The following is a 12,597-nucleotide window of genomic DNA, read 5'->3' on the forward strand; positions in this document are numbered from 1 at the left end:
ATAATTAAAAAAATAATGGGAATTATTCTTTTAAGTTAATGATTTTCAAGAGATTGAGCAAATATTCAACGCGCTTATTTCATTGATAATAAATATTTTAACTAAACAAATCAGCGAATTGTTTCAACTACTGATTCGCATTAATAACCAATTCCTTACCTATACACAACAAACTTTTAACTATATTTTCACCCTCGAGATGTGACTTTTGCGGGCACTTGCCGACTTATAGAATAAAAACAAATATCAGAGATATCCCGTGAGCGAAAAGATACAAGAGAAAGAGTTCTTGAATATGGTGCGGCAAAACGAGCGCATCATCTATAAAGTTACCTCTTTCTATGCTAATGACGACGAGCCTATCAGCGACCTGTATCAGGAGGTTGTCATCAATCTTTGGAAGGCTTACCCTAATTTCAGGGGCGAGAGCAAGCAGTCTACATGGATATATCGTATAGCACTGAACACCTGCGTCACGTTTTTTCGCCGCAGCAAAAACAAACCCTCGTATGTCGATATTACAATGGACGTACCGGACGTAAGCGACAACAATGACGAGATAAAAGAGCTATACAGGTTGATAAATAAGCTCGGTAAAATTGAAAGGGCGCTTGTGCTGCTTTACCTTGACGAAAAGTCGTATAAGGAGATTGCCGAAATCACAGGCCTATCGACCACCAATGTTGCCACCAAGCTGAGCCGCATTAAGGATAAACTGAAAAAAATGTCGAACGAGTAAAAAAACTTTATTATAATATGGATTTGGATAATTTAAAAGCCAAATGGAACGAAATTGATGTTACACCCACCATCAGCGAAGATAAAATCCAGCAAATGGTAAACAACAAAGGCAAGAGTGCCCTTGGCAAACTGTTGAGGCTGGAAAAAATAGGACTGGTTGTGCTGTTTCTCTGTATCGGGATACCTTTTTTGCACAATCACCTATCGCACGAAAGATTGGGTTACACTCCTTTTCTGTTGTACGGATACATACTCCTGTGTGTGGGTGGTATCTTTTGGCAATATTATAAAATAAAATTATTGAGAGGAATCAACCTCGACAAACTTGATATCGTGACTTGCTTAAAGTCGATACTGCGGTATAAGAAATACATAAACAACGAATTGTTTGTTGGTATCATTATCCTCATTCTGTTTCTGGGTTGCTATACATGGTCTGTCATTGACCTGATACCCGATGCGCAAAAAGTGGTCTTTGCTGTTTATGTAGCCGTTATCACACTGATTTTTATCGGTATCATTTTTATATTTTACCGAAAAATGTATAAGAAACGAATAGTACAAATAGAAGACTCTTTGCAGGAAGTTAAAGACTTTGAAGAGAAAACCGGGCAGGAATAAGCAAAGAGATACCCGTACCAATAAAAAACACTTTGCCTCTTAGCAAAGAGAATACTAAATATTATAAATGAATGCACAAAAGGTTAATGCCCTGTATATTTAGGGTGTTAATCTTTTTTGTTTCGCCCTGCCGAATAGTTTTTAAAGAACAGGAAATAAAACAGATAAACAAGAAGCGCAACTGCTCCCACAATCATAATTGTCACCCCCGATTTCCATATTATGGTCCACGATATGGGCTTTATGCCCCAAAGGGCTAAAACGGTAAGCGTTGCCCCTGTCAAGACAACCACCGTTGAGACGATACCTACTACTGCTCTCATCATTATAACATTACTTTTTGTTTGGAAAGAAAGATTTAACCTCGCATAAAAGTAAGAATATTTTCCCAGAACAAACCGTATATTAGAATCTTTTAAAGCTTGTCTGTCATAACAATTACTCTAAAATGAGGCTGATGGGCAGGCGTAAAACAAAAAAATGTGTTTACTTTGTAATCGCTTTTTTTGAGATTTTTAAAAGAAACACTAAAAAATATATGGCACAAGAAGATGTTTTCAAGAAAATAGTTTCGCACTGTAAAGAATACGGATTTGTTTTCCCTTCGAGCGAAATATACGATGGTTTGAGCGCTGTTTACGACTACGGGCAGATGGGGGTTGAACTGAAAAACAACATAAAAAAATATTGGTGGGACAGCATGGTGCTTCTCAACGACAATGTTGTGGGTATCGACTCCGCAATCTTTATGCACCCCACCATCTGGAAGGCTTCGGGACATGTCGATGCTTTTAACGACCCTCTGATAGACAATAAAGACAGCAAGAAACGCTATCGTGCCGATGTATTAATTGAAGACCATCTGGCCAAAATAGACGAAAAAATAAATAAGGAGGTCGAAAAGGCTGCCAAAAGGTTTGGCGACAGTTTCGACGCGGCAATGTTTCGCGAAACAAACCCACGGGTAAAGGAATATCAGGCAAAACGGGACGAGATTCACACTCGTTTTGCAGACGCGTTGAACGACAATAATCTTGAAGAACTACGAAACATTATCGTGGACTGCGAGATTGTTTGCCCTATAAGCGGAACCCGCAACTGGACGGAAGTCCGCCAGTTTAATCTTATGTTTGCAACCGAGATGGGCTCTACGGCCGACGGTGCAATGAAGGTATATCTCCGCCCCGAAACGGCACAAGGCATATTTGTTAACTTCCTGAATGTTCAAAAAACCGGACGGATGAAGATACCCTTCGGTATAGCCCAGATAGGAAAAGCGTTTCGTAACGAGATTGTAGCCCGTCAGTTCATATTCCGCATGCGTGAGTTCGAACAGATGGAAATGCAGTTTTTTGTTCGCCCCGGCGAGGAACTCGAATGGTTCAAGCACTGGAAAGAAACCCGTATAAAATGGCATAAGTCGCTTGGGTTTGGCGAAGGGAAGTATCGTTTTCACGACCATGAAAAACTGGCTCACTATGCTAACGCGGCCACCGATATAGAGTTTGAAATGCCCTTCGGATTTAAAGAAGTGGAGGGAATACACTCACGTACGGATTTCGATTTGAAGAGCCACGAAGAGTTTTCGGGCAAAAAATTACAGTATTTCGATCCCGAACTGAATCAGTCGTACACTCCTTATGTTGTAGAAACATCAATAGGGGTAGACCGCATGTTCCTATCCATACTATCGGCGGCATACAACGAAGAAACTCTCGAAAATGGCGAAAGCCGTGTGGTTTTGAGGCTGCCTGCTCCGCTTGCTCCAATAAAACTCGGAGTATTCCCGTTAGTAAAGAAAGACGGATTGCCCGAAAAAGCCCGCGAGATTATCAATACTCTCAAATTTGAATTTAAATGCCAGTATGACGAAAAAGACAGTATCGGCAAGCGTTATCGCCGCAGTGATGCCTTGGGCACACCGTTCTGCGTCACAGTAGACCACCAAACACTGGAAGACAACACCGTGACCATCCGCTACCGCGACACAATGGAGCAAGAACGTGTTGCCATAGGCCAACTTGCCGGTATCATTGGCGACAAAGTAAGCATGAAGGAATTACTGAAAGGTTTGTTATAGAGTTTATGATATTTAGTATCACTTTTTTGATTATTCGTAGCGTATTCACATTTTTTATATAGCCTGTTCGGCTTAAATATCCTATTTTTGCCACAATAAATTAAGTAACATATAATTAAATGAAAAAACAGATATATTTTCTCCTGCTGTTGATTCCAATTCTTTCTTTCGGTTTTTCATCGTGCGAAGATGATGATGACAATTACGATAAAGAATGGCATAAAGAGAATAAAGACGCTTTTGACAAATTTGACGGCATACGCATATATTCTGGTATGGATGTCGGTTATGGTGAGAGCAGTTTGCATGTCAAATACAAAACGGCAAGTTCCATTCGGGACAATACTGTGCCGGAAATCCCTGTAACAAACGTCAGTCCATTATTTACCGACACAGTGGTTGTTCGCTTTACGGGATGGTTTATCGACAAAAAAGGAGAAAAAATAATATTCGACTCAACAGAAGAACCTAAACACGGAAGTTCTGTGAATCCGAATAAGGTGGCTCAAAAATTTGCGGTCAACGCGGTTATAAATGGTTGGACAACGGCTCTCCAAAATATGCATGAAGGTGAAGAACGTGAAATTTGGGTTCCTTACGAGCTTGGTTATGGAGGCGTTGCCTATGGAGACATCCCGGCTTATACCACGCTCCGTTTCGACTTGGTTTTGGTAAAGGTAATCCCAATGTCCGGAAGAAGTTGACAAGATGCTCATTTAAACCTATTTATGATGTAAAATAAGTTGAAAAGGGATTTTTATAGTATTAAAAAAATCCCTTTTTCCCGTTTTAAGAATATGCTAAAAGACATATTGCCTATGATTGCTTCGAGCGACTGGCAAATATCAGAATAGCGATTGAGGGAAAATCTTTTGAGATACACATATTTACGTATTATATCAGCATTGCCAAAAGTGTGAAAATATGCTATGAAACAGGAAAAACACATATCATTTGGTTTCAAAATGACTGAAAACAGCCTGAAATAATACCATCGGAACGAACATTTAACATTTTTAGTTTTTTTTGTTTATTTTTTTTGAACTAAATTTGTGTTTAGAATTCACTAAGTGTGTACGGTGTGAATTCTGTGATTTAAAGATGCATAAACAAAATGAGCATGTCGTTGATAGAATAAGTCAAGTTTTTTAGTAAATTTGGCCGATTTTATCACCTCTTTTTCCTTTACTGAAGAATCGCATTTTTAGTCCTAATTTATTGGTGAGAGTTTTATTTAATTGAATATTCATTTATAATTAGTAATTAATCATATCATTTTTATGAAGAAAATTACCTTTTTATTCTTAGCGTTATGCTTTTTGGCGGGCATCATAAATGCTCAAGCCCAAACAAGCATAAGTGGTAAGGTTACCGACTCCAAAGACGGGTCGGCCCTGATAGGTGTTACAATCTTGGTAGAAGGAACTCAAGTCGGAACATCAACCGATTTGGATGGTAACTTTAACCTTACGGTTCCGGCAGGCGGAAAAGAGCTTGTGGTTTCGTATGTTGGTTACAAACAAAAGAAAGTGGCTGTTAAGCCGGGAGTTATGAACATTACAATGGAGCCGGATGAGCTTGTTATCGGAGGTGACGAGGGTATTGTTGTCATGGGATATGGTTCTGGCCGTAAGGTTGGAACGGTTATCGGTTCTGTTAAGAAAGTCGATTCGAAAGACATTCAGGAAAAACCGGTAGCCAATATGATGGACGCCCTTCAAGGTAAAGTTGCAGGTTTGCAGGTTTATACTTCCAGTGGAGAACCAACCGAGGCATCTTCTTTGCGTCTGCATGGTGTTGGATCTCTTGTTGCAAGTAATACTCCACTCTATATTATAGATGGTGCGCCTTTTGCGGGTAATATTACAGCTATTAACCAAAATGATATTGAAAGTATTACAGTATTGAAGGATGCTTCGGCAACTTCTATCTACGGTTCGCGTGCGGCTAACGGTGTAATCGTTATCACAACAAGACAAGGAAAAAGAGGCGAAGGTAAAGCTACAATAACCTTTAGAGGCCAATACGCAATCAATAATATGATTGATACAGACTTCTTTGGAAATTTGATGAATAGTAATCAATTGGCAGAAATGCACTCCAGCATGGGGCTTCCTAATGCATCAACTGCCAAATCGCTTGCTGCCAGAGGAATAAACACTGACTGGGAGAAAATTTACTTCAAACAAGATGTTGCTTCATATACTGCCGACCTTTCTATTTCGGGTGGTAGCGACAGAAGTTCTTACTATGTATCTGGGTCGTATCTTGATCAACCGGGGTTAGCTTATCGTTCTAATTATGAAAGATATACTGTGCGCACAAACTTGCAATTAACAGCCAACGATTGGTTGAGGTTTGGAGCTACAATTTCCGGTTCTTACGACAAACGTAACTCTAACCCATACAATTCGTCGAACAACACGAATGGTACAATGTCTTATATGTTTGCTCCTTGGTATAGTCCATATGATGCAAATGGAAAATTAGTAGATAAGCAAAGAGACTTAAATGCAACCTTACCTCATTATCAAGAGAAAAAATTTCAAGCTGATAATAATGTAACTCAAGTTATTGGTAATGTTTATGCTGAAATAAGACCTATGGCGGGTTTGACTTTCAAGACTCAATTGGCTTTGAATGCTTTTGATCAACGTATTACTTCAAAACAATTGCCTTCTTTCATGGATTCGTATGAAAACGGATATGTGTCAGAATCTTTTTATCGTTCTGTAAACCAAAGTATTACCAATACATTGGAGTATAAGTTTAATTTAGACAATGCTAAACATGCTTTTACTGTTTTGGTTGGGCAAGAAGGTATAAAGAATGAGTATTCAGGATTTAGAGGGACAGGAGAAAAAACTCAAGATGACAGATTCTCAGATCTACAACATGCCATAGGTACAAGAAATGCTACAAATACATCTCTTGATGAATATAACTATTTATCGTTCTTTGGTCGTGCAGATTATAGTTACCTTGGAAAATATTTTGTTGACTTTTCACTTCGTAATGATGCTTCTTCTCGTTTCGGTTCTGGCAAGCGTAATGGTACGTTCGTATCAGGAGGTCTTATGTGGAAAGCAAAAGCTGAGAAATTCTTAGAAAACAATAAGATAATCAATGACTTGGATGTTAAATTCAGTATTGGTACGATTGGTAACTCTTCTTTACCTTCAAATTACGGGCACTTAGACCTAATGGCTCAAACTCAATACCAGCATCGTTTTGCTTACTATTTTGCACAATACGGCAATCCTAATTTAAGTTGGGAAGCTCAAACTAAAACTACTTTAGGTTTCACTGCAGGATTATTTAACAAAGTACGTCTAAACTTAGACTTTTACGATCGTTATACTCGCGATATGTTGATTCCGGTAGCTTATGCACCTTCTTCGGGTATCACTACACGCTACGAAAATGTAGGTGAAATGGACAACAAGGGTATTGATATCCAGCTTGACTTTGATATTGTTCGTGGAGACAATTACTATGTAACTCCCTATATCAATTATAACTACAACCATAATGAGATAAAAAAACTATTTGATAATAGAGATCGTTGGGTGTTGGCAGGAACAGGTATTTGCTGGATTGTAGACAAACCGATAAGTTTCTACTATCCGCTATATGCAGGTCTTAACGATAAAGGTTATCCAACATGGTATTTGCCAGGGGAGGATAGAACAAAAACAAGAAAAGATCCTAATCATACAACTACTAATTTTGACACAGCTAACCTTGAGCAAAATACAGGTAAATCGCAATATGCAAAACAATCGGGAGGATTTGGTTTTAGTGCCGGATACAAGAATTTTGCAATGCAGGCCGATTTCTCTTTTGTGTTGAATAAGTCACTTATCAATAATGACCGTTTTTTCACAGAAAACCCATCTGTTTTTGGCAATATTTATTATAACCAAAGCAAAAATGTGATGAACTATTGGACTGAAGAGAATAAAAACGCGCGTTTCCCTCGTTTAAAAGATGAATCGGGAAGCCGTATCCAATTTACTCAGTTTGATGACCGTTTAATAGAAAACGCTTCATTCTTGAGATTGAAAAACCTTTCGTTTAGCTACAATATTCCTGCAAAGATTTTAGCAAAAACGAACTTCTTCTCTGCTGCTAAAGTATATGTTACAGGACGTAATTTATTTACTGTGACTGATTATACTGGTATCGATCCGGAGGTTGACAGCAACATTTCTATTGGATCCAACCCAAATACTAAGCAGTATATGATAGGTGTTGAATTAACATTTTAATAAATAGAAAAAAACGATATGAAAAATATATTTAAAATTGGCTCTATTTTGCTTTTGTCCGCTTTTATCTGGACATCTTGTAGTCAAGACTTAGACCCTCATGGTACAGCTAAATTTGAAGTCAAAACAGTAAAAGATGCTGAAGGTTTTAAGAATGGGTTGTATGCTCAATTAAGAAGTGTAGCTTATGGTGGTGCTGCTCTCATGTCAGATATACAAGCTGATGAGTTTAATGCAACGGCAAGGTTTGGTAACAGTTTAGGCAGTTTCCATACTTGGAATGGACTTCAGTCTAACGATAGTGATTTGACCAGCGTTTGGACAAGCTATTATAACGTAATAAAAAATGCCAACCTTTTGCTTAGCGAAAGTGCGAAATTAAACTTGAACGAGTTAACAACCACTGAGAAGGAATTAAAAGATCAAAGTAAACTTCTTACACAATACAGAGGCGCGGCATTTGCAACAAGGGCTTATTGCTATTTTAATTTGGCTTTGAGATTTTGCGAATTTTATGATGTTAACGATGCGGCAAGTGGAGAAAAATATGGACTACCTATTCATAAAGTATTCAATCCTAAGGCTCACCCCAGCAGATCAACATTAAAAGAAACTTACGATTTTATAAAACAAGATTTGGATTCTGCAGCACTTTACTTGGACGGAATTAGCGGGCAAGCAGGCTCTCCAGAATTCACAATTGACGCGATAAAAGCTATTCAGGCACAGGTAGCATTCTATACTTCAGATTATACTAAGGCAATTGAGAAAGCTGAAGCATTAGTAAATGCAGGGACTTATAAATTATATGATTCTACAGTCGATCAAAATGCTCTCTCTTATTATTGGAGATATGATGAGATACAAGAAGATATAGTTCAGTTGTTTGTATCTAATCCTAACGAACTTTCTTCAACTTTTGGATTTTACAACGGTTCGGCAGCCACAGCTTTAGGTAAAGTATATTTTACTCCTAATTATTTACCAACAAAAGCTACAAAAGACTTATTTAATTGTAAACTAAGCGAATCTGCAATTAACGATTCTCTTGATTGTAGATATAGAATTTATTTTCAAAAACAATATGTGCTTACCGCAGATGGAGCAGGTATAGAGGATGATGAAGTAAGTATATTTACTAAATTTTTAGGAAATCCACTATTATCTGATGGGTTGACAAACTACCAACAAGCTCCTAAACTATTACGTATTGCCGAAATGTATTTGATTTTAGCAGAATCAGCTTTCCATATAGGAGAGGAAGGTACAGCTCTTAAATATTTTAACGCTTTACGTTATAGTCGTGGATATATAAGATCTACATCACTTGCTGGAACGGCTTTATTGGAAGCGATAAAGTTGGAAAGACAACGGGAGTTAATGGGCGAAGGTAAGCGTTTGTTAGACCTACGCCGTTGGAAACAAGATGTAGTGAGAGGTGAAACTCAAAATACAAAATATCTAAGCGGAGTAGGAGAAAATGATTTTACAAATTTGAAAGTAATATATGGTTCTATAGAACCAGGAGGTAAGGACTATCGCCAAATGGTTTGGGGGATTCCTTACAATGAAATGCTTCTTAACAAAGGTGTTGCTGGTCAACAAAACCCAGGTTGGGGGGATGCTTCTTCTAAATAAAAAAGCGAAATTGTAAATTTTTATTTAATAAAAATAACTTATCAGATAGTAGCAAGGTTTTTCTTGCTACTATCTGTTTTTTTAGCGATATCCTCGAAAAACTAAAACACTGCATATTTATTGCACTATTGTAGTTTATGGGCATAAGGTTAAAATATCTGCCATTTATATGAAAAAGAATGATTGATATGCCTCATCCTATTTGCATTTCTTTTATTTTTGTAAATCCGAAACAGATATTTTTGCATTACGATTATGGAACAAACATTAACTATATACAATACGCTGAGTCGTCAAAAAGAAGTATTCGAACCCCTGCACGCTCCACATGTGGGCATGTATGTTTGTGGGCCAACAGTGTATGGAGATGCTCATTTAGGGCATGCACGCCCGGCCATAACCTTCGATTTGCTGTTCCGTTATCTGACTCATATCGGTTACAAGGTGCGTTATGTACGTAATATTACCGATGTAGGGCATCTCGAAAATGATTCGGACGCAGGCGAAGATAAGATAGCGAAAAAAGCCCGCTTGGAACAATTAGAGCCAATGGAGGTGGTTCAGTATTTTCTGAACCGTTATCACAAGGAAATGGATGCGCTGAATGTTCTATCGCCCTCTATCGAGCCCCATGCTTCGGGGCACATCATAGAACAAATCGAAACCATAAAGGAAATACTGAAAAACGGCTATGCTTACGAAAGTAACGGGTCGGTCTATTTCGATGTAGTGAAGTATAATAAGGACTATGACTATGGCATACTCTCGCGCCGTAACATAGAAGATATGCTGAACACAACGCGCGAACTTGACGGACAGGAAGAAAAGCACAACAGTGTGGATTTCGCCCTGTGGAAAAAAGCTTCGCCCGAACATATCATGCGATGGCCTTCGCCTTGGAGCGATGGTTTTCCCGGATGGCATATCGAATGCTCGTCTATGGGAATGAAATATCTGGGAACGGAAATTGATATTCACGGGGGTGGAATGGATTTAATTTTTCCCCACCATGAGGCCGAGATAGCCCAAAACACAGCAGCCGAAAAACACAAAGTTGTGAAATATTGGATGCACAACAACATGATAACCATAGGCGGACAGAAAATGGGAAAATCGCTGGGTAATTTTATCACTCTCGGTGAGTTTTTTACGGGCAATCATAAGCTTCTGGAAAGAGCTTATTCGCCTATGACTATCCGCTTCTTTATCCTTCAGGCTCACTATCGCAGTACGGTCGATTTTGGCAACGAAGCCCTTCAGGCAGCCGAAAAAGGGCTTAACCGCCTGTTGGAAGCATATGCAAGGATAGAAAAAATTATTCCTGCCGCGTCATCTTCGGCCGATGTAAAAACAATTCGCCAGAAATGTTATGAAGCCTTGAATGACGATTTAAACTCGGCAATGGTTATATCTCAATTGTCGCAAGCGGCAACTACTATTAATTCGGCCGTTGACGGGAAAACCAACCTGACAAAAGAAGATATTGGCGAGCTGAAATCTGTATTCGATACTTTCTTATTCCAGATATTGGGTATAAAGAACGAACTGGCAAGCGGAGGAGATTCCAGCCAAGAGGCTTTCTCTAAAGCAATAGATTTGTTGCTCGAAATCCGCAACGAAGCCAAAGCTAACAAAGACTGGGCTACCTCCGACAAAATACGCAATGAACTGAACAGCATAGGCTTTGAGATAAAAGACGGTAAAGACGGTTCGCAGTGGAAGCTTAAATAACAGTTCATCACGGTGACCGGCACAATAACAAAACAGCGCAATAAATACACATACATCTGTGTGTCTGTTGTGCTGTTTGCTTTGGTGATGTTCATTTACAGGCTTGCTATTAAGGGTTGGTTCTGGTATGACGAAGCGTATTCTATGGCAATGATACAGCATTCGTATTGCGAAATACTGCAAATAACTTCTACCGACGTTCATCCTCCTTTATATTACTTCATGCTGAAAGGCTTTGCCGCATTGTTCGGTCATTCGCTTCTCTCTTTATCTGTATTCTCTTTTCTTGGTGTTGTAGCCAGTTATTTGTTAGCTTTATTCCCTATCCGAAAGCTTTTTGGGATTAAAGTAGCAACGCTGTTTATTATATTACTCACCGTTTTGCCTATAACACAATTTCTGGCGCTTGAAGTGCGGATGTACTCGTGGGTTATGTTTTTTGTGCTGACTTGTTCTGTATATGCGTATAAAAGTTATTTGAGAGGAGGAGTGGCAGCATACACCATAATGACGATTTGCGCTATTTGTGCCGCATATACACACAACTATGGGTTAGTTGCGGCGGGAAGCATTTATCTCGTATTTCTTTTTACTGGTCTGCGTAACAAAAGGCCGATAGGTAAGTTTATTGTATCTTTGTTGATATTCTTATTCGTTTACTCATTTTGGATACCTCATTTGTGGACGCAGTTCAGCAATGTGCAAGAGTCGTATTGGATAGGGACACCTACACCCAAGGAGTTGCTACTATATTGTTATTATTTCTTTTCGCCCAAGAATCCGGAATACCCTTACATTTTTTTCTCGAAAACAACAATGTCTGTTCTGCTGATGCTGATGCTTATTTTGTTGACATTGATTATTGTAGCCGGAGTAAAATTACATGGAAAAGAGAAGACAATTAAGCTCAAAACCGCAAATGGATTTATTGCAGTATTCCTGTTAACTATGATTATACCGATAACCGTCTCTTTTTTGTTAACACCAATATTTGTTCCCCGGTACGAATGTAGTGTATTGGGGCCGCTGTTATTGAGCGCATCTATATATGTGGTAGAATTGAGTACAAAACCCAAAAATCGGAATCTTTTAATAGCAGCAATCACCATTCTGTTAATTTTGTTTGTCCTGCGTTTTTTTCACGAAAGAGCATATAGTATAAAAAACAGTGCGATCGATTTGGACATCAAGGAGTTTGTGGAATCGGAGAAGAAAACAGACAATGTTATTATATCCTCATGGAAATGTCCGTCAACAATGGCGAGATTGTCCGCTTACATTACCGACAATCGCTATTATATAATAGGGTCGGACAGTGATAAGCCTTACCCTCCGTTCAACATGAAAGGAATTATGGCATTGCCCGACACAGGCATGTTTTATATTGTAACTTCGGCTAAAGAACCGGATTTAAGATTACGGGAAGAATATAAGATTAAAAATGTTTTTTCGACACATCGCAGAGGTCCTAAAATATATCGGGTTGAATGTACAAAGGATAAAAGATAAAAAAAA

Annotated in this window: 9 protein-coding genes; 8 read left to right on the forward strand and 1 reads right to left on the reverse strand. The window is 38.6% G+C overall.

Translation table 11 applies throughout. From position 1 onward, the window contains the following. Positions 1–295 precede the first annotated feature (295 nt). Both M2132_RS07240 and M2132_RS07245 read left to right on the forward strand, forming a co-directional pair. Entirely contained in the window at positions 296–739 is a 444-nt protein-coding gene (locus M2132_RS07240; protein ID WP_280672734.1) for a sigma-70 family RNA polymerase sigma factor, read from the forward strand. A gap of 17 nt (positions 740–756) precedes the next feature. Continuing rightward, a complete protein-coding gene (locus M2132_RS07245) occupies positions 757–1,362 on the forward strand; it encodes a hypothetical protein (protein ID WP_280672732.1) in 606 nt (201 codons plus the stop codon). 107 nt (positions 1,363–1,469) lie between these two features. On the opposite strand, the gene M2132_RS07250 is transcribed toward M2132_RS07245, so the two are convergent. Continuing rightward, on the reverse strand, positions 1,470–1,688 hold the full coding sequence (locus tag M2132_RS07250; RefSeq protein ID WP_280672731.1) for a hypothetical protein: 219 nt from the start codon (positions 1,686–1,688) through the stop codon (positions 1,470–1,472). Positions 1,689–1,900: 212 nt separating this feature from the next. On the opposite strand from M2132_RS07250, the gene M2132_RS07255 reads away from it, so the two are divergent. The 6 genes from M2132_RS07255 to M2132_RS07280 all read left to right on the forward strand — a co-directional run bounded on the left by M2132_RS07255 (position 1,901) and on the right by M2132_RS07280 (position 12,591). Beyond that, positions 1,901–3,442 (forward strand): glycine--tRNA ligase, encoded by a 1,542-nt coding sequence (locus M2132_RS07255; protein WP_280672730.1) that lies wholly within the window; start codon positions 1,901–1,903, stop codon positions 3,440–3,442. A gap of 119 nt (positions 3,443–3,561) precedes the next feature. Further along, on the forward strand, positions 3,562–4,146 hold the full coding sequence (locus tag M2132_RS07260) for an FKBP-type peptidyl-prolyl cis-trans isomerase (protein ID WP_280672729.1): 585 nt from the start codon (positions 3,562–3,564) through the stop codon (positions 4,144–4,146). A gap of 576 nt (positions 4,147–4,722) precedes the next feature. After that, complete coding sequence (locus tag M2132_RS07265; RefSeq protein WP_280672728.1) at positions 4,723–7,713, forward strand: SusC/RagA family TonB-linked outer membrane protein; 2,991 nt, start codon at positions 4,723–4,725, stop codon at positions 7,711–7,713. An 18-nt stretch (positions 7,714–7,731) separates the two neighbouring features. Further along, entirely contained in the window at positions 7,732–9,351 is a 1,620-nt protein-coding gene (locus M2132_RS07270; RefSeq protein ID WP_280672727.1) for a RagB/SusD family nutrient uptake outer membrane protein, read from the forward strand. 255 nt (positions 9,352–9,606) lie between these two features. Beyond that, positions 9,607–11,082: a cysteine--tRNA ligase gene (gene cysS, locus M2132_RS07275; protein WP_280672726.1), complete on the forward strand. Its 1,476-nt coding sequence runs from the start codon at positions 9,607–9,609 to the stop codon at positions 11,080–11,082. 12 nt (positions 11,083–11,094) lie between these two features. Then, on the forward strand, positions 11,095–12,591 hold the full coding sequence (locus M2132_RS07280; protein WP_280672725.1) for a glycosyltransferase family 39 protein: 1,497 nt from the start codon (positions 11,095–11,097) through the stop codon (positions 12,589–12,591). Positions 12,592–12,597: the final 6 nt, after the last annotated feature.

It is taken from the genome of Dysgonomonas sp. PH5-45 (assembly GCF_029893235.1).
In the GTDB taxonomy this organism is placed as follows: Bacteria; Bacteroidota; Bacteroidia; order Bacteroidales; family Dysgonomonadaceae; genus UBA1309.